General features: G+C 68.9%; 15 protein-coding genes and 1 pseudogene. 9 read left to right on the forward strand and 7 right to left on the reverse strand.

Translation table 11 applies throughout. The features are described 5' to 3' along the window. Positions 1 to 313: 313 nt before the first annotated feature. The 5 genes and pseudogenes from M3M27_RS03035 to M3M27_RS03055 all read right to left on the reverse strand — a co-directional run bounded on the left by M3M27_RS03035 (position 314) and on the right by M3M27_RS03055 (position 4,491). A complete protein-coding gene (locus tag M3M27_RS03035) occupies positions 314 to 1,414 on the reverse strand; it encodes an AI-2E family transporter (RefSeq protein ID WP_434027115.1) in 1,101 nt (366 codons plus the stop codon). 332 nt (positions 1,415 to 1,746) lie between these two features. Then, positions 1,747 to 2,118: pseudogene (locus M3M27_RS03040) on the reverse strand (hypothetical protein); the annotation flags it as partial. After that, positions 2,115 to 2,573 carry a phage holin family protein gene (locus M3M27_RS03045; protein WP_140726064.1) on the reverse strand — a complete coding sequence of 153 codons (459 nt, stop codon included), beginning with the start codon at positions 2,571 to 2,573 and terminating at the stop codon, positions 2,115 to 2,117. The pseudogene M3M27_RS03040 and the gene M3M27_RS03045, both read right to left, overlap by 4 nt. Positions 2,574 to 2,582: 9 nt before the next feature. Beyond that, positions 2,583 to 2,945, reverse strand: a complete 363-nt coding sequence (locus M3M27_RS03050; RefSeq protein WP_140726067.1) for a hypothetical protein — start codon at positions 2,943 to 2,945, stop codon at positions 2,583 to 2,585. A gap of 103 nt (positions 2,946 to 3,048) precedes the next feature. Then, a complete protein-coding gene (locus M3M27_RS03055) occupies positions 3,049 to 4,491 on the reverse strand; it encodes a Do family serine endopeptidase (protein WP_140726070.1) in 1,443 nt (480 codons plus the stop codon). A 423-nt stretch (positions 4,492 to 4,914) separates the two neighbouring features. On the opposite strand from M3M27_RS03055, the gene M3M27_RS03060 reads away from it, so the two are divergent. The 5 genes from M3M27_RS03060 to M3M27_RS03080 all read left to right on the forward strand — a co-directional run bounded on the left by M3M27_RS03060 (position 4,915) and on the right by M3M27_RS03080 (position 9,861). Continuing rightward, complete coding sequence (locus M3M27_RS03060; RefSeq protein ID WP_434027116.1) at positions 4,915 to 7,068, forward strand: adenosylcobalamin-dependent ribonucleoside-diphosphate reductase; 2,154 nt, start codon at positions 4,915 to 4,917, stop codon at positions 7,066 to 7,068. A 164-nt stretch (positions 7,069 to 7,232) separates the two neighbouring features. Next, positions 7,233 to 7,799, forward strand: coding sequence for a hypothetical protein (locus tag M3M27_RS03065; RefSeq protein ID WP_434027117.1), 567 nt, complete (start codon positions 7,233 to 7,235; stop codon positions 7,797 to 7,799). Between the two features lie 83 nt (positions 7,800 to 7,882). Beyond that, a complete protein-coding gene (locus M3M27_RS03070) occupies positions 7,883 to 8,731 on the forward strand; it encodes an NrdJb (RefSeq protein ID WP_434027118.1) in 849 nt (282 codons plus the stop codon). After that, positions 8,724 to 9,353: a GyrI-like domain-containing protein gene (locus tag M3M27_RS03075; protein WP_434027119.1), complete on the forward strand. Its 630-nt coding sequence runs from the start codon at positions 8,724 to 8,726 to the stop codon at positions 9,351 to 9,353. Before M3M27_RS03070 ends, M3M27_RS03075 begins: the two co-directional genes overlap by 8 nt. A 292-nt stretch (positions 9,354 to 9,645) precedes the next feature. Continuing rightward, on the forward strand, positions 9,646 to 9,861 hold the full coding sequence (locus M3M27_RS03080; protein ID WP_434027120.1) for a hypothetical protein: 216 nt from the start codon (positions 9,646 to 9,648) through the stop codon (positions 9,859 to 9,861). A 246-nt stretch (positions 9,862 to 10,107) separates the two neighbouring features. On the opposite strand, the gene M3M27_RS03085 is transcribed toward M3M27_RS03080, so the two are convergent. Beyond that, positions 10,108 to 10,587, reverse strand: coding sequence for a hypothetical protein (locus M3M27_RS03085; protein WP_434027121.1), 480 nt, complete (start codon positions 10,585 to 10,587; stop codon positions 10,108 to 10,110). Positions 10,588 to 10,836: 249 nt separating this feature from the next. Between M3M27_RS03085 and M3M27_RS03090 the strand changes: the two genes are divergently transcribed. The 4 genes from M3M27_RS03090 to M3M27_RS03105 all read left to right on the forward strand — a co-directional run bounded on the left by M3M27_RS03090 (position 10,837) and on the right by M3M27_RS03105 (position 15,892). Beyond that, positions 10,837 to 11,415, forward strand: a complete 579-nt coding sequence (locus tag M3M27_RS03090; protein ID WP_140726087.1) for a fimbrial protein — start codon at positions 10,837 to 10,839, stop codon at positions 11,413 to 11,415. A gap of 98 nt (positions 11,416 to 11,513) precedes the next feature. Further along, positions 11,514 to 12,263 (forward strand): fimbrial biogenesis chaperone, encoded by a 750-nt coding sequence (locus tag M3M27_RS03095; RefSeq protein WP_140726090.1) that lies wholly within the window; start codon positions 11,514 to 11,516, stop codon positions 12,261 to 12,263. 162 nt (positions 12,264 to 12,425) lie between these two features. Beyond that, positions 12,426 to 15,137: a fimbria/pilus outer membrane usher protein gene (locus M3M27_RS03100; protein WP_434027122.1), complete on the forward strand. Its 2,712-nt coding sequence runs from the start codon at positions 12,426 to 12,428 to the stop codon at positions 15,135 to 15,137. Further along, entirely contained in the window at positions 15,134 to 15,892 is a 759-nt protein-coding gene (locus M3M27_RS03105; protein WP_434027123.1) for a fimbrial biogenesis chaperone, read from the forward strand. The genes M3M27_RS03100 and M3M27_RS03105 overlap by 4 nt, the downstream gene beginning before the upstream one ends. A gap of 81 nt (positions 15,893 to 15,973) precedes the next feature. On the opposite strand, the gene M3M27_RS03110 is transcribed toward M3M27_RS03105, so the two are convergent. After that, the gene (locus tag M3M27_RS03110; RefSeq protein WP_434026462.1) at positions 15,974 to 17,179 is read right to left on the reverse strand and encodes an IS256 family transposase; all 1,206 of its coding nucleotides are present in this window, start codon (positions 17,177 to 17,179) and stop codon (positions 15,974 to 15,976) included. Positions 17,180 to 17,250 lie beyond the last annotated feature (71 nt).

Consider the following 17,250-nt stretch of genomic DNA (forward strand, 5'->3'; position numbering starts at 1 on the left):
CCAAGGGCCGGGGCTCGAAAAGCGACGGCCCCGTTCGGGTCGGATGTTGTCGTGGGAGGGACTTCAGTCCCGACAGGCTTTGCCGAAGAAGCCGGGACTCTGGTGGAGGCTGGGGCTCGGAAAGCGACCAGCCTGCTCCGGATCGAGTGTTGTTTGTGGGAGGGACTTCAGTCCCGACAAGGCTTTGCCGGCCCTCGGTCGGCACTGAAGTCCCTCCCACGGACAGCGAAAAACCGCAAGAAAGCATCGCGTCGCTCGACAGGGCGAACCCAGGCAAAGACGCTTTTCCCGAATCCCGAATCCCGAATCCCCGCTACTCCAGCAACCGCGCCCAGCGCTGCATGCCCTCCAGCCGGTTGAGCACCATCTTGATACAGACCAGCAACGGCACCGCCAGCAGCAGTCCGATCATTCCCCACAGCCAGCCGAACAGCATCAGGCCGAGGATCAGCATCAGCGGCGAGATCGCCATGCGCCGGCCGAGCACGATCGGGGTGACCACCTGGCCCTCGACGGTGTGCAGCAGCAGGTAGATCAGGGCCGGCAGCAGCGATTCCAGGGGCGCGTGGAAGTTCACGAAGCCCATCAGCAGCATCAGCATCACGCCGATCAGCGGGCCGACGTAGGGCGCGAAGTTCAACAGCGCCACCACCGTGCCCCACAGCAGCGCTTCCTGCAGGGGGATCGACAGCAGCGCGTTGAGGATGCCGGCGAAGACCAGGCCGACCGTCGTGTTGATCAGGCTGATCGTCAGCACGTAGCGCGAGACCTCGCGCTCGATGTCGCGCAATATCTCCGCGGTGAAGCGCTGTTTCTGCTGGCTGGGCAGCAACGCGATCGCATTGCGCTGCAGGTTCTCCCCGTAGACCATGAAGAAGAAGGTCAGCAGCACCACCGCCAGCACCGACGCGGCCAATTTGGGCGTGCGTACCAGCGCCCTGTAGGGATCGTCCAGCTGGGTGCGCACGATCTGCACCTGCCGCCCGCTCTCGCCGCCCGCGGCGCGCGCGAAGCTCTCGGCGGCCTGGTTGGCCTGCTGCACCGGCTTGGTCAGGTTGCGCAGCTCGCGCGAGATCTGCCGCATCTGCGACGGGGCCTGCTGGAACCACTCGCTGGCCGGGCCGGCCAGCTGCATCGCCAGCGCCACGGTCGCCGACAGGCCCAGCAGCAGCACCAGCAGCGCAGCGATGAAGCGCGGCAGGTGCAGCTTGCGCAGCAGGCGGATGATCGGGTTGCCGACCAACGCGAAGAACATGGCCAGCATGACCGGCAGGACCACCGTCTGCGCCGCCCACAGCGTGTAGCCGACCGCGAGCGTCGCCAGCACCACCAGCGAGGTGGGCGCGCGCGGGCGCGGGGCAGGGGGCAAGGGGGCACCGGTGGACGGGGCCGACGATTCTGCGGGAAGGCTCATGCGGACATTGGCGGGCCCGGCCTGCGCCGGCGGAGCGCCATTATCGGCCCACTGTGCGGTGGCGAGTAGGGTGGACGGCTCCGGGAGGGCTGGATCGTCGTCCCTTGCTGCCCGGCGTTTACCGCCATTTTCGCTTTCGCGGGAATGACCGTCCGAAAAGCGGGAAGGGCGATCCCAATCCGGTAGAGCGCCCCATTCGTCCCGGTATCGAGAGCAGGAAGCGTCCCGGCCACGCCTCAGCGTTCGGAAACCTCGGTGGCGGCCTCCGCCGGATGCGGCGGCGCCGGACTGGCGGGGGGCGCGGTGCCGCGAGGAGCCGCCGTGCGGACCGGTTCCGCCGGCGGCGCGGCGGTGCCCGTGGCGCCCTCGCGGGCCACGTCCTCCGCCTTCCCGGCGGCGCGCTCGGCCTGTTGCGAGGCTTCCTGGGCCTGGGTGGCGGTGAACAGCGCCGATATCGCGCTGATCGTCTGCAGCAGCTTGGGCACCGCCCCGACCTTGCCGGCCAGGCTGTTCAACGCCGTCCTCGGCTCGCTGATGCCGGCGGCGAAGCCGAGGCCCAGCCCAGCCAGCACGATCCGGCCCGGCGTCCACGCCGCGCGCCACAGCTGACGCAGCGTGCCCCATTGCTGCACGAGCTGGTGCTCGCGCCCTTCCAGCACCGCCTCGGCGCGGGCGATGCGGTGCTGCAGCTGTTCGAGTTTCATGGGTCCTCCTTCGGCGCGGGCACGTCTTCGTCGTCGCCGCCGATGCCGAGGCGGGCGAGCTGGCGCCGGGTGGCGTCGAGCTTGCTCATCTCGAAGTAGCGCATCGCCTGCCAGGCGCCCAGCGCGGTCACGGCCAGGCTCAGCAGGGCCATCAGCGAGGTCGCGGCCAGCCATGTCAGCCCGAAGTAGTGCAGCAGCGCGATGCCGGCCGCCACGATCAGCAGCCAGGCCGAGGCGCCGAACGCCACCGCCACGGTGAGCCACACCAGCGCATGCGCGAGCGCGGCGCGCGCCAGCGCGAGGTCGGCGGCGAACAGCCGCCGCAACGCCCGCAGCGCGTCCAGCCCGGCATCGAGGCCTTCGCGGCCGGCCTTGCCGAACTCGCCGATCGCCTCTTCGAGCGAAGGCGTGCGCGGGGCTTCGGCCTGGCCGCTGTCCTTGTCCGTATCGGCCACGGACCCGGCTTACTTGTCGCCGCTGCGTGCGAGCTTGGCGATGATCCAGCCGGCGGCGAAGGCGACGCCGAACGAGGCCAGCGGGCGCTCGCGGATCAGCTCGGCGGCGCTGTCGATCAGGTCCTTGCCCTTGTCCATCAAGGCATCGACCTGCTCCTTGGCGGCGGCACCGCCGAATTCGGCGGCGTTCAGGCCGGCCAGCGCGCTGTCGGAAAGTTCGGCCTTGATGTTGGCCTTGCCGAGCTTGAGCTCGTCGCCCGCCGCGGCGGCGGCACCCTTGACCGCCTCGCCGGCGGCGCTGGCGGCGGACTTCAGGTGGGAGCCGGCTTCGCTCAGGTTGTCCTTCAGCTGCTCGGTGTTGGTGGGGCTCATGCGGATCTCCTTGTCGTCGTGGCGGCCGCCGACGCGGCCGATGAAGCCTAGCAATAACATCGCGCAGGTGCAGGCGACGTTACGGCTGGCGGGCCGCCGGCGCTCAGCGCATCAAGGCATCGACCTGCACGTTCCCGCGCACGACCCGCAGCACCAGCTGTTGCGGCTTGCGCTGGAAATTGGCGCGCCAGCTCGCCAGGTCGGCGAACTCGCCGGCGGTGGCGGCCACGATCACGTCGCCGCTGGCCAGGCCGTTGGCGGCGGCGCGGCTGCCGCGCTTGACCTCGCTCACCAGCACGCCGTTGAGGCCGGACTGGCGCAGCGATTCGGGCAGGTCGGTGAAGGTCGCGCCGGACAGCCGCGGGTCGAGCGCGTCGCCGCTGACCGAGCGCGGCAGTTCCTTGAGCTTGGCGCTGAGCCTGAGCGGCTTGCCGTCGCGGCGCACGTCCAGCACCACCGTGCTGCCGACGGGCTGCAGGCCCTCGTAGTTGTGCAGCGCCTCGGCGCTGTCCACGCGCTGGTCGTTGGCGCCGACGATCACGTCGCCCGGCTGCACGCCCGCGGCCGCGGCCGCCGAGCCGGCGAGCACGCGCGAGACCAGCGCGCCGCGCACGCTGTCCAGGCCCAGCCCCTGCGCCATCTGCGAGGTCAGGTTCTGCGCCTCCAGCCCGAGCGTGCCGCGGATCACCACGCCGTTGTTCTTCAACAGCTGCTCGACCACGTTGCGGGCCAGGTTGGACGGGATCGCCAGGCCCAGGCCGATGTTGCCTGCCATGCTGCCCTGCGGGTTGAAGCTGGCGGTGTTGATGCCGACCAGCCTGCCTTCCAGGTCGACCAGCGCGCCGCCGGAATTGCCCGGGTTGATCGAGGCGTCGGTCTGGATGAAGTTCTGGTAGCCGAGCCCGCGGATGCCGCTGCGGCCGACCGCCGAGACGATGCCCGAGGTCACCGTCTGGGTGAAGCCGAACGGGTTGCCGATGGCGACCACGAAGTCGCCCACGCGCAGCTGGTTGCTGTCGGCGAGCTTGATCTCGGTGAGCTTGTCGGCCGGGATCCTGATCAGGGCGATGTCGGTGTCGGCGTCGGAGCCGAGGAACTCGGCCTTCACCGTGCGGCCGTCGGCCAGCGTGACCTGCACGTCGTCGGCGTTGTCGATCACGTGGTGGTTGGTCAGCACGTAGCCGTTCCTGGCGTCGATGATCACGCCCGAGCCGAGCGACTCGTTGATCCGCTCCTGCGGGATGTCCGGGAACAGCCGGCGGAAGAACGGGTCGGAGAAGAACGGGTTGCGCACCCGCACCACCTGCTTGGTGTTGATGCTGACCACCGCCGGCATCACCCGTTCCAGCATCGGCGCCAGCGTCGGCAGCGGCTGCCCGGCGACCGAGGCCGGCAGCGCCGCGGTGGCCGGCACCGACAACGCGGTCGGGACCGGGGCCGGCGCGGCCTCGGCGCGGTTGTCCAGCCACTCGTGGATGCCGGTGGCGGCGAAGCCGCCGAACGCGGCGGCGAGCGAGAGGGTCAGCAGGGTCGGGAGCGGTCGCATGAGGGTTCGTGGGTTGTGCGATCGGATGCGGGAAGAGATGGCGGTCGGTCCGCGTAAATCAAGCTGAACGAGCTTGCCGCGCGCTGATTTAACTATCGGTGAAAAGCCGCCCGGCCGGGACGCGCCGGCGCCGGCACGCCGGCGCCGCGCGCGTTTGACAGGTTCGGCCGCGTGGCGTTAGCGTGCGGCCTACGCGATGCCACTAGATATTGCGGGCATCGTATTAAGGAAGCCCAACATTTGGATGTTTCAGGGGCACCTTCGCTCGAGGGATGTGCATGACCGTCGCCGCAGACTACCGCCGTAACCGTTTCCTGCCGCACTGGCCGTTGCAGGGACGCGTCCGCGGCGCGATGGCGCGTGCCCGCGCCTGATTCCGTCTCCACCATCTACATGGCACCCACCCAGGGAGAGTCCCACACCATGAGCACGGTACGTCTGGAAGTGGTTTCCAACGGCACCCGATCCGACCAGGTCCCGATGCAGCCCGCCTCGCAGGACATCTGGGACAAGAAGTACCGGCTCAAGACCAAGCAGGGCGAGGCGCTGGACGCGGACATCGACGGCACCTACCGCCGCGTCGCGCGCGCGCTGGCCGACGCCGAGTCCACGCCGGACAAGCGCGAGTACTGGTACGAGCGCTTCCTGTGGGCGCTGCGCCGCGGCGCGATCCCGGCCGGGCGCATCACCTCCAACGCCGGCGCCCAGGAGCACAAGCCGGCCACCAGCACGATCAACTGCACCGTCTCCGGCACCATCGTCGATTCGATGGACGGCATCCTGGAGAAGGTCCACGAGGCCGGCCTCACGCTCAAGGCCGGCTGCGGCATCGGCTACGAGTTCTCCACGCTGCGCCCCAAGGGCGCGTTCGTGGCCGGCGCCGGCGCCTACACCTCCGGGCCGATGTCCTTCATGGATATCTACGACAAGATGTGCTTCACGGTGTCCTCGGCCGGCGGCCGGCGCGGCGCGCAGATGGGCACCTTCGACGTGTCGCACCCGGACGTGAAGGACTTCATCCGCGCCAAGCGCGAGGATGGGCGCCTGCGCCAGTTCAACCTGTCGCTGCTGATCACCGACGGCTTCATGCAGGCGGTGGAGAACGACGCCGACTGGCCGCTGGTGTTCCCGCTCGGCCGCCACGAGGCCGCCGACATCGACCTGGCCGACGCCGACGCGGTGGTCTGGCGCGACTGGCCCAGCCACGAGGGCTACGTCGTGCGCGACGACGGCCTGGTGGCCTGCAAGGTGTACGGGCACATCCGCGCCCGCCACCTGTGGGACATGATCATGGTCTCCACCTACGACTACGCCGAGCCGGGCTTCATCCTGATCGACCGGGTCAACGAGATGAACAACAACTGGTGGTGCGAGAACATCCGCGCGACCAATCCCTGCGGCGAACAGCCGCTGCCGCCCTACGGCGCCTGCCTGCTCGGCTCGGTCAACCTGACCACCTTCGTGCGCGACCCGTTCACCGACAAGGCGCGCTTCGACTGGGAGGAATACAAGGAAGTGGTGCGGGTGTTCACCCGCATGCTCGACAACGTGGTCGAGGTCAACGGCCTGCCGCTGCAGCGCCAGCGCGAGGAGATCCTGCGCAAGCGCCGGCACGGCATGGGCTTCCTCGGCCTGGGCAGCACCCTGACCATGCTGAAGATGAAGTACGGCTCGCCCGAGTCGTGCGACTTCACCGAGGCGATCGCCCGCGAGATGGCCATCGCCGGCTGGGAGACCGGCCTGGCGCTGGCGCGCGAGAAGGGCCCGGCGCCGATCATGAGCGAGACCTTCGAGGTCACCGCCGAGATGTTGCGCAAGCGCCCCGAGATGGCGAGGGACGGCTGGCGGGCCGGGCAGCGGATCGAGGGCAAGGTGCTGCATGCGCGCTACAGCCGCTACATGCAGCGCATCGCCGAGGTCGCCCCGGAGCTGGTGGACGAGCTGGCCGAGACCGGCGCGCGCTTCACCCACCACAGCTCGATCGCGCCGACCGGCACGATCTCGTTGAGCCTGGCCAACAACGCCTCCAACGGCATCGAGCCGAGCTTCGCCCACCACTACAGCCGCAACGTGATCCGCGAAGGCAAGAAGACCAAGGAGAAGGTGGACGTGTTCTCCTTCGAGCTGCTCGCCTACCGCCACCTGGTCAACCCCAAGGCGATGCCGTTCGCCGAGGACCCGGAGGCGCGCCTGCCCGACTACTTCATCGCCGCCGACGACATCAGCCCGAAGGAACACGTCGACGTGCAGGCCGCCGCCCAGAAGTGGGTGGACAGCTCGATCTCCAAGACCGCCAACGTCCCCACCGACTATCCCTACGAGCAGTTCAAGGACATCTACCGCTACGCCTACCAGCAGGGCCTGAAGGGGTGCACCACGTTCCGCTTCAACCCGGCCGCCTTCCAGGGCGTGCTGGTCAAGGAAGCGGACCTGGAGAACACCACCTATCGCTTCGAGCTGGAGGACGGCTCGGTGGTGGAGGTCAAGGGCAACGAGCAGATCGAATACGACGGCGAACTGCATACCGCCGCCAACCTGTTCGACGCGCTCAAGGAAGGCTACTACGGCAAGTTCTGAGCGGCGGCGGCGCCGTCCTGCGGTGCCGCCGCCCCGCGTTCCTGCGCATGCGGCGAGGGGTGCCCGACGTTCCGCCCGCCGCCGCGCGTTTACCCCGTTCCACGCTTCATTCCGTCGGTATAGCATCGCCAGCGTTTCAACACTGACGCCCTGAAGGAGGGCATATGAGCAACGGTAATGGTGTGACGGCGACCATCTCCCAGGCCGCCGAGAACGTGAAGGAAAAGGCGGCCAACCTGGGCGAGACCCTTGCCAGCACCGCCAGCGAAGCGGTGGCCGCCACCCAGCAGACCGTCGAGAAGGCCAGGGCCGAGGTCAAGCAGCGCGTCGCCAAGGCCAGGAAGACCGTCAAGAAAGCCGGCAAGACCGTTGCCAAGAAAGCCAGCAAGGCCGCCAAGTCGGTGAAGAAGTCGGTCAGCGGCACCGTCGCCAAGGCCCGCCAGAAGCTGGAAGCCGCCAAGGCCAACGCCAAGGCCGAAGCCGCCGCGCTGGCCAGGAAGAAGGCGGCCAAGAAAACCGCCAAGAAGGCCACCGTGAAGAAGGCGGCGAAGAAGACGGTCGCCAAGAAAGCCGTGGCCAAGAAGGCCGCGACCAAGAAAGTGGCCAAGCGCAGCGCGGTGAAGAAGGCCCCGGCCCGCAAGACCGTCGCCAAGAAGGCGGTGGCGAAGAAGGCCGTCGCCAGGAAGGTCGCCAAGAAGAGCGCGACCAAGAAGACCGCCAGCAAGAAGTAGGCCTCCCCGTTCCCCTCTCCCGCATGCGGGAGAGGGGCCGGAGGGCGAGCGACACCGTCCAGCGTCCCAACCGAGCAAGCGCCATGGCCGTCAAGATCGACAAGAAGATCAAGGGATATTCCGTCCTCACCCCCGAGGACAAGGCGCGCGAGGCCGCGCCGGTCGTGCCCGCGGCATCGATCGAGCGCGCCACCGCCGAGGCCGAGATCCCCGGCGACAACATCATCCAGATGCACGAGCGCATCGAGCGCCCGGACATCCTGGTGGGATCGACCTACAAGATCAAATCGCCGCTGGTGGAGCACGCCATCTACGTGACCATCAACGACATCGTGCTCAACGCCGGCACCGAGCACGAGCAGCGCCGTCCCTTCGAGATCTTCATCAACTCCAAGTCGATGGAGCATTTCCAGTGGATCGTCGCGCTGACCCGCATCATCTCGGCGGTGTTCCGCAAGGGCGGCGACGTCACCTTCCTGGTGGACGAGATGAAGGCGGTGTTCGACCCCAAGGGCGGCTACTTCAAGGCCGGCGGCGTCTACATGCCCTCGCTGGTGGCCGAGCTCGGCAGCATCGTCGAGGAGCACCTCAAGACCATCGGCCTGCTGCACGACCCGGAAATGAGCGAGCACCAGCGCGCCATCCTCGCCGAGAAGCGCCGCCAGTACGAGGAACGCTCAAAAAAAAACGCTGAAGTGAGCCCCGCCGTCCCTTCTCCCGGCAAAGCGGGGGAAGGCGCCCGCAGGGCGGATGAGGGCGCTTCCGCCAGCCTCACCAGCTCCGCCGACCACGAGGAAGACATCGCCGTCACCGGCGACGGCACCAGCTTCCCGCCCAGCGCGACCATGTGCCACAAGTGCCACACCAAGGCGCTGGTGATCATGGACGGGTGCGCGACCTGCCTCAATTGCGGCTACAGCAAGTGTGGCTGAGCGCGCCGCCGGTGCGCGCAGGATCGACCTGAAGCGCGAGCTCAAGCATCTCTATCGCCCTCCGGCCACGCATGTGGTCCAGGTCGAGGTGCCGGCCTTGCGCTTCCTGATGGTCGATGGCCAGGGCGACCCCAATGCGTCGCCCGCGTATGCGGCGGCGGTCGAGGCGCTGTTCTCGGTGTCCTATGCGGCCAAGTTCGTGATGAAGAAGGACGGGGCCGGCATCGACTATGCCGTCATGCCGCTGGAGGGCTTGTGGTGGTCCGACGACATGTCGGCTTTTGCCGCCGACGACCGCGCCCAGTGGAAGTGGACGATGATGATCATGCAGCCGTCCTTCGTAACGGCGGCCGTGATCGAGAAGGCCATCGCCGGGGTGAAGCGGAAGAAGGCGCTCGCCGCGATCGATGCGCTCAGGCTGGAGGATTTCTCCGAGGGCCTGTGCGCGCAGACGCTGCACGTCGGGCCTTTCAGCGAGGAGGGCCCGACCATCCGGCGGGTCCACGATTTCATCCAGGCGCGCGCGGCGCTCGCCGGCAAGCACCACGAAATCTACCTGAGCGATATCCGCCGCGCCGACCCGCGCCGGTGGAAGACCATCGTTCGCCAGCCCATGCAGTGAAGCGCATGACGCGCGCGGCATGGCACGTGCGGGAGCGCAATCGCTCGCAATGAAGATGCGGCGTGCCGTGTATTTCAGGCCTGAATATTCCAGAAGCATCGGCGATTATCGATTTCGCGCGACCTCCACGTCCTGCTGCTAATTTGGAAGCCGTCGTGCCGGCGGCGGTTGGCCCGGCAAGGGCACGCGGGGATTTCGCCGGGATAATCGTACGTACATCGCGCCGTAGTGCTTGGGGCGGCTACGGGGAACCTGCATGGAATAGGGAGCCATTCGTATGCGAGTGCGCATCATGCTGGTAGGGGGCCCCTTCGATGGCCAGGATGTCATGGCGGACCTGCCGGAGATCGGCCGGGGTACGTACTGTCATTCCGGCACGGTCTACCGGGCGTTGGACAAGACCACGAGCGATGGCTTGCGCTTGTTCCAGGCCGTGGAGCGCGAGGACGACGGCACGCCGGCGGCTGCACCGACGCAGGTACCGGTGCCTGCGCGTCCCGAAACGTAACGGGCGAATCCGGGCAAGCGACCGGCGCGGAAAACCTTCGCGCCGATCAGGGAGTCACTTGCCGGTCTTTCCAGCGCGCTGCCGATGTTGCGCCTTTCCGTACGGCGCTCTCGAGGTGGCCTGGTCGCCCAGCGCCGCATGGGTTTCGGCGAGGCGATCCCCGGTGTTCGCCGAATACGGGAAGGGCGCGGATCGCATGCGATGCTGGATTCGCGCGCGCCTTCCGGCGTCGCCCCCGCCATCCCGCTAGCGTTGCGGCGCGGGCAGCGGCGCGTCCGGCGCCAGCACCAGCGGGATGTCGAGCGCGCCCGCGGGATTGTGGCTGCGCAGGTGCAGCGTCGCGGCGTCGAGTTCGACGATCTCGGTGTCGTAGGGCACGCCTTCCTCGACCATCGTCAGCCTGCCGTCCTCCAGGCGCCACTGGCCGGTCATCGGCGTGCCGTGCGGGGACTCGATCACCAAGGTGCCGTCGCCGAGGAACGCGTAGGTGGTGCCCGGTTCGACCGTGGAGGCGTCGTCCTTGGCGCGCCATACGCGGTCGACGAGGCGCGGGCGGATCGCATCGGCCGAGGCGGGAGGCGGCGCGGATTCCGGCTTCGCGGCCGGCGCCGGGGCGCTGTTTGCCGGGCGGGTCGCGGCCTGGTCGCCGGGCGGCGAGGGTGCCTGGCACGCGGCCAGCGCCAGGGCGGCCAGGATCGGGGCTGCTGCACGGGGCATGAGGGTCATCTCGGGTGATCCGCGTTGGGACGTGGAGAGAGGTTATCGCCATCGGGCGGGCGCCGTGCAACGGTTTCGCGCGGGGACGGGCACGCGATGCGGGCGCGAAAGCGTTTTCGTAGTTCTTGTATGGGATGGGTTCCGGGGCGGACGCACCATGCGCGGCGTCGGCGATGTCGACGGTCCTGCCGGCGCAATGCGGCAGGAGGAATCTCCGCCCGATGGCGGATCCGTTTCAGAACCCAAGGAAACCTTTCAATGAAGAACTTCAAACTCGCTTCCGCCATCGCGCTGGTCATGAGCGCCGCCGCGATCGGCAACGCCAGCGCCGTGGACAGCGGCACCATCACCTTCACCGGTTCGGTCTCCGATGCCACCTGCACCATCAGCGGCGGCGCCGGCACCGACGGCGGCACCGGCAACTTCACCGTGGCGCTGGACCAGGCCGCGCTGGGCGACCTGGCCAACGCCGGCGACATCGCCAAGACCAAGCCGTTCCAGGTGGTCATCGGCCTGCCGGGCGAGGCCAGCTGCGCCGCGGGCACCGTCGCCCACATGCGCTTCGTGCCGTCGAGCCCGCAGGTGGACGCCGACACCGGCGCGCTGCGCAACGCGATCCTGCCGGTCGCCGGCGGCGCCGGCAACACCCAGGTCCAGGTGACGGACAACGCCGGTGCGGCGATCAACCTGGCCGACGCGGCCAACAACACCGACGTCACGATCGGCGACAACAACACCGCGACGCTGAACTACCGCGCCCAGTACCTGGCCGTCGGTGGCGCCGCGACCTCCGGTCGCGTCAGCACCAGCGTGGTCTACGAGGTCAGCTACAACTAAGTAGCGCCGCTTGGTCCAGCGAGCCGGCGGCTATCCGGTAGCCGCCGGCTCGTTCCGTGCACGCTTGCATCGGTGCACGCCCGCATTCGAGGTGACGCATGAACAAGGTCATACGCCATGTCATGGCGGGCCTGCTCCTGGGAGCGAGCCTGCTCGTCGGCCGCAGCGAAGCCAGCGTGATCATCAACGGTACGCGCGTGGTGTATCCGGCCAGCAACAAGGAAGTGACGGTCAAGCTGACCAACAAGGGCGACAAGCCGGTGTTGGTGCAGGTCTGGCTCGACGATGGCGACAACAAGTCGACGCCGGAGAACGCCAAGGCGCCGTTCACGGTATTCCCGCCCGTGTTCCGCATGGAGCCGGGCAAGGGGCAGGCCGTGCGCCTGCTGTACACGCGCGAACCGCTGCCGCAGGACAAGGAAAGCGTGTTCTGGCTGAACATGCTGGAGGTGCCGCCCAGGCTGGAAGGGGCGGAGGACCGCAACCTGATGCAGTTCGCGTTCCGCACCCGGATCAAGGTGTTCTTCCGCCCGGACGGGCTGCGCGGGGACCCGGTCAAGGCCGGCGAGAAGCTGGCCTGGAAACTGGTCGCCGGCGAAGGCGGCAAGGGGCTGGCGCTGCAAGCGACCAATCCCACGCCGTACCACGTGAACTTCTCCCGCATCGGGCTGAAGGCCGGCGACCGCATCGTCGCCGAACGGAGCGGCGGCATGGTGGCGCCTGGCGCGACCGCGACGTTCCCGCTGCAAGGCCTGCAGGGCCGCCCTGCCGGCGAGACGAAGGTGGACTTCACGACGATTTCCGACTTCGGCGGCAGGACGCAGGTGCTCATCCCGCTCTCGCCATAACCCCACGACTTTCCCGCCGGCCAGGCCCGCGCTCCGGAGGCGAACGCCTCCGGGGACGGGCGACGGCCGGCCGCATTCCACCGCACGCAGATACGCAGACCTATGCGCCGAGAAATGGACAAACCGAACAAGCAGCCGCGCACCGCCCGCGCGTGTCGCGCAATGCTGCCGGCCATGATCGCCAGCGTGCTTTCGGCCGCGGCGCATGCCGCGCCGTCGCCGGGCGGCATGTTCGACGCCGACTTCTTCCTGGGCGGCGTCGCGCCGAAGGTCGACCTGTCGCGGTTCGACCGGGCCAACGCCGTGTTGCCGGGCACCTATCGCGGCGACATCCTGTTCAACGAGCGCTGGCGCACGCGCGGCGAGATCGTGTTCGTGGACGACCCCGCGACCGGCGAGGTGGTCCCGTGCTTCGACGCGGCGTCGCTGTCCAACTACGGCGTGGACCTGCAGAAGGTGGCCGCCGGCGACGCGCACCCCGGACGCAAGGCGATCCCCGCCGAGGGCGCGTTCTGCGGCGCGCTCGACGATTACATCCCGGGCGCCACGGTCGACTTCGACGGCGGCGAGCAGGCGCTGTCGATCTCCGTGCCGCAGGTCTATACCCGGCGCGACGCGCGCGGCTACGTCGATCCCGCGCTCTGGGACAGCGGCATCGATGCCGCCGTGTTCGGCTACAACGGCAACGTCTACCGGTCCACCGGACGCGGCGGCGGGCGCCTGCACGGCTATCTCGGCATCAACGCGTCGCTGAGCCTGGGAGGATGGCACGCGTTCCACCTCGGTTCGATGAGCTGGACGCAGCACCAGGGCCGGCGCTACGAGAACAACGCCACCTACCTGCAGCGCGACCTGCCCGGCGCGAAGGCGCAGCTGCTGGTGGGCGATCTCTATACCAGCGGCCAGTTGCTCGACAGCGTGCGCCTGCGCGGCCTGCGCCTGTACTCGGACGAGCGCATGCTGCCGGAGTCGCAGCGCGGCTACGCGCCGGTGGTGCGCGGCATCGCGGAAACCAATGCGCGCGTGCGCATCAAGCAGCGCGGCTACACCATCTACGAATCCACGGTGGCGCCGGGCCCGTTCGTGATCGACGACCTGTACCCGACCGGGTACGGCGGCGACCTGGACGTGGAAGTGCTGGAGGCCGACGGCCGCGTCAGGCAGTTCGCGGTGCCGTTCTCGGCCATTCCGCAGCTGCTGCGCGCCGGCCAGAACCGCTGGGAGGTGGCGATCGGCAAGGTCGCCTCGCCCCGGCTGATCAAGCAGCCGATGGCGCTGCAGGCCACCTTGCAGCGCGGCCTGAGCAACCGCGTCACCGCCTACCAGGGCGTGACCCTGGCCGAAGGCTATCGTTCGCTGCTCCTCGGCGGCGCGCTCAACACCGATCTCGGCGCGCTCTCGCTGGATTTCAGCAACGCGCGCGCCTACCTGCCGGGGCGGGCCGACTCGCAGGGCAACAGCTTCCGCGTCGCCTACAACAAGAACGTCGTCCGAACGGGCACCAACTTCGCGGTGGCCGCGTACCGGTATTCCACCCGCGGCTACCTGGGCCTCAACGAGGCGGTGCACCTGCGCGACGCGTTGCTGCACGGGCAGGCCGACTACGTACCGCAACGCATCCGCAACCGGATGGACGCCAGCATCTACCAGCAGCTGGGCGAACGGGGCGGGCAGGTCTACCTGACCGGTTCCCGCAGCAACTTCTGGGACAAGCGCGGCAGGCAGGTCGATTTCACCGCCGGCTACAGCAACAGCTGGAGGTCGGCCACCTTCAGCCTGTCGGTGCAGCGCACGCGCGAGCGCTTCGACGATGCGTGGCGGCCGGGTACCGGCCCGGTCGACGGCGCTCCCGGATTCCCTGAGCCGCCGTACTTCCCGGCCGAGGGGCGCCGCGACACGCTGGTGCAACTCAATGTCAGCGTGCCGCTCGGCACCGCGCCGCGTCCGCCGATGCTGGGCGGGCGCTTGGGCCGCTCCGACCGCGACGGCACCAGCACGCAGCTCAGCCTCAACGGCACCGCCGGCGAGGAAGGCCGGTTCACCTACGACGGCACCCTCGGCCGCGACGGAGGCAGCACCACGCTCGGCCTGTTCGGGCACTACAACGGCAGCCGGGCCAACCTGCAGGGCGGCTACAGCCGCGGCAACGGCTACCACCAGTTCAGCGCCGGCATGTCCGGCAGCGTGGTGGCCCATGGCGGCGGCCTGACGCTGTCGCTCCCGACCGGCGACACGGTCGGCCTGGTGCATGCGCCGGATGCCGCCGGTGCCCGCGTCGAAGGCGGCCAGGGCGCGGTGGTCGATGCGCGCGGCTATGCGGTCGTGCCGTACCTGACGCCTTACGTGCTCAACACGGTGGGCCTGGATCCCAAGGGCACCGCGCTCAACGTGGAGCTGAAGGAAACCGCGCAGAACGTGGCGCCGCGCGCCGGCTCGGTGGTGCTGCTCAAGTACGAGACCCAGGGCGGCGGCCGCGCGTTGCTGATCGACGCCCGGCTGCCGGACGGACGCCCGATGCCGTTCGGCGCGGAGGTGTTCGACGCGCGGGGCGACCGGGTCGGCATCGTCGGCCAGGCCAGCCAGGTCTTCGTCAACGGCATGCACGAGTCCGGCGTGCTCACCGTGCGCTGGGGCCAAGGCGAGGGCGACCGCTGCGACATGCAAGTGGCGCTGCCACCGCTGGCGGAAGACGCCCCGCCGACAGGCCAGGAACGCATGGAAGCCACCTGCGTGCTCGGCACCGAAGCGCCAGGCACCGGCGCTGCCGCCGGGCCCGCACCGGAAACCGTCCCTGGCCTGCGTGCCGCCGGCGGCAACGACACCGATAACGCCGCTGCGCGGCACCCGACCGTCTCGATAGGAGCAACCCCATGAAGCGCTCGATCCGCATCGCGTGGATGTCCCTGATGATCTGGAGCCTGGTCCAGGCGCATGCCTGGGCGGGAGTGGTCGTCAATCGCACCCGGGTGATCTACCAGGCCGACGAGCCCGAGGTCACCATCAAGCTGTCCAACCAGGACCCGTCGCCCGCCCTGGTGCAGGTATGGCTGGACGACGGCGACCCGAATGCCGCCCCGGAACAGGCCAAGGTGCCGTTCGTGCTGACCCCGCCGGTGGCGCGGATCGAGCCGGGCAAGGCGCAAACCCTGCGCGTGATCGGCACGCCCGCGGGCCTACCCCAGGACCGCGAGTCGATGTACTGGCTCAACGTGCTGGAGCTGCCGAAGAACACCGGCGAGGCCGGCGCCGGGAACGCGCTGAAGCTGGCGTTCCGCACCCGCATCAAGCTGTTCTACCGCCCGGGCCGGCTGGCCGGGGTGGCCGACGAGAGCGCCAAGCAACTGGCCTGGTCCCTGGCCGTGTCCGGTAATGGCGGCAAGGCGCTGCAGGTGCGCAACCCGACGCCTTACCACGTCAGCTTCAACAAGGTCTCGCTGGCCGGCGGCGGCCGTAGCTACGAGGTCGAGGCCGACATGGTCGCGCCGATGGCCTCGGCGAGTTTCCCGATCGCCGGCATGGCCGGGGTGCCGGACGGCCCGCTGCGGGTGGACTACGCCACGATCAACGACTACGGCGCGAGCGCCGAAGGGCAAGCGCCCCTGGTCGTGGCCGCCGGTGGAGAACCCTGACATGAGGCACGTCATTGCTGCCGTCGCGTTGGGTAGCGCAACGATTTTTTCGCACTTTGGCTTGGCGGTGGCCCCGCCCCCTCACGCTGCGACGGTCGCGAGGCCTTGGCGCTTGTTCAATTCCTCCATGCACAGATAGCGCTTGACGCCCCAGTGCGTGCCGGCCAGATAGCGCAGGCGGGCCGCGGCCAGCATCAGGGCGGCATGTCCGTCCGGGAACGCACCGACCACGCGGGTGCGTCGCCGGATCTCGCGCATCATCCGCTCCAGTGGATTGTTGGTCCGGATCCGTCGCCAGTGCGTCTCCGGGAAGGCGTAGTAGGCGAACGTCTCGGCGATGTGGGCCTCGACCTTGTCCGCCGCCGCCCCCAGCTTCATCTGCCGCAACTTGGCCACGACCTGATCGGCCTTGAGCTGCGCCGCCTCGATATCCTCGGCCGCGTGGATCGCCTTGAGCATGGCTGCCACCTCGCGCACCTTGCCGCTGGGCACCACGCTGAACACGTTGCGGTAGAAGTGCACCACGCAGCGCTGCCAGCGGGCCTCGGGGTAGTGTTCGCCCAGGCTCTCCACCAGTCCGGCACAGGCGTCGGAGACGAACAGCGCCGGCGTGGCCAGCCCGCGGCCCTTCAGATAGGCCAGGAAGCCGCTCCAGCCCGACTTGTCCTCCTTGGCTCCCTCGGCCACGCCCAGCACCTTGCGGTAGCCCTCGGCATCCACCCCGATCGCCACCAGCACCGAGACGTTGCGCACCTCGCCCGCCCACGTGCGCTTGAGCACGATCCCATCCAGGTACACGTATGGGTAGTGGCCGCTGATCGGCTCGTTGCGCCAAGCTTCGATCCGTGCGTAGACCTTCTGGTTCAGTCGGCTCACCGCCCCGGCGCTGACCTTCGTGCCCCACAGTGCCTCGGTGATGTCCTCCACCCGCCGCACCGACACCCCGGCCAGATACATCTCCATCAGCGACTCCTCCACCGACGCCTCCCGCCGCCGGTAGCGTTCGATGATCGCCGTCTCCAGCGGCAGCTTGCGCAGCTTCGGCACCTTCAACCGCACTTCCCCGGCCCGGGTGTGCAGCGTCCGCTCGTAGTGACCGGCCCGGGTGTCCCGCCGCTCCTGGCTGCGCTCGTATCGCCCGGCGCCGCACACCCGGTCGGCCTCCGCATCCAGCAGCCCGTTCAACGTCTCCTCGATCGTACTGCGCACGACCTGTCCGAGGTGGTCCTGGATCCGGGCCTCGTCGATCTTGATCACCTTGCCCAGTCCGGGCGTAGACTCGTTCATGGTGGTGGTCCTCGTTGGTGGTTGGAACGTCGCAGTCCCAAACGTCATCGTGGGCCACCGCCTTCGTCAAA

This window comes from Xanthomonas boreopolis, from assembly GCF_046529185.1.
GTDB classification, from domain to species: domain Bacteria; phylum Pseudomonadota; class Gammaproteobacteria; order Xanthomonadales; family Xanthomonadaceae; genus Pseudomonas_S; species Pseudomonas_S boreopolis.

Bases quoted from the DNA above. Each gene is read 5' to 3' on its own strand.
- M3M27_RS03105 (WP_434027123.1), top strand. From the start codon at position 15,134: ATGAAGCGCTCGATCCGCATCGCGTGGATGTCCCTGATGATCTGGAGC.
- M3M27_RS03055 (WP_140726070.1), bottom strand. From the start codon at position 4,491: ATGCGACCGCTCCCGACCCTGCTGACCCTCTCGCTCGCCGCCGCGTTC.
- M3M27_RS03070 (WP_434027118.1), top strand. From the start codon at position 7,883: ATGGCCGTCAAGATCGACAAGAAGATCAAGGGATATTCCGTCCTCACC.
- M3M27_RS03090 (WP_140726087.1), top strand. From the start codon at position 10,837: ATGAAGAACTTCAAACTCGCTTCCGCCATCGCGCTGGTCATGAGCGCC.
- M3M27_RS03095 (WP_140726090.1), top strand. From the start codon at position 11,514: ATGAACAAGGTCATACGCCATGTCATGGCGGGCCTGCTCCTGGGAGCG.
- M3M27_RS03050 (WP_140726067.1), bottom strand. From the start codon at position 2,945: ATGAGCCCCACCAACACCGAGCAGCTGAAGGACAACCTGAGCGAAGCC.
- M3M27_RS03035 (WP_434027115.1), bottom strand. From the start codon at position 1,414: ATGAGCCTTCCCGCAGAATCGTCGGCCCCGTCCACCGGTGCCCCCTTG.
- M3M27_RS03100 (WP_434027122.1), top strand. From the start codon at position 12,426: ATGCTGCCGGCCATGATCGCCAGCGTGCTTTCGGCCGCGGCGCATGCC.
- M3M27_RS03080 (WP_434027120.1), top strand. From the start codon at position 9,646: ATGCTGGTAGGGGGCCCCTTCGATGGCCAGGATGTCATGGCGGACCTG.
- M3M27_RS03110 (WP_434026462.1), bottom strand. From the start codon at position 17,179: ATGAACGAGTCTACGCCCGGACTGGGCAAGGTGATCAAGATCGACGAG.
- M3M27_RS03065 (WP_434027117.1), top strand. From the start codon at position 7,233: ATGAGCAACGGTAATGGTGTGACGGCGACCATCTCCCAGGCCGCCGAG.
- M3M27_RS03060 (WP_434027116.1), top strand. From the start codon at position 4,915: ATGAGCACGGTACGTCTGGAAGTGGTTTCCAACGGCACCCGATCCGAC.
- M3M27_RS03085 (WP_434027121.1), bottom strand. From the start codon at position 10,587: ATGACCCTCATGCCCCGTGCAGCAGCCCCGATCCTGGCCGCCCTGGCG.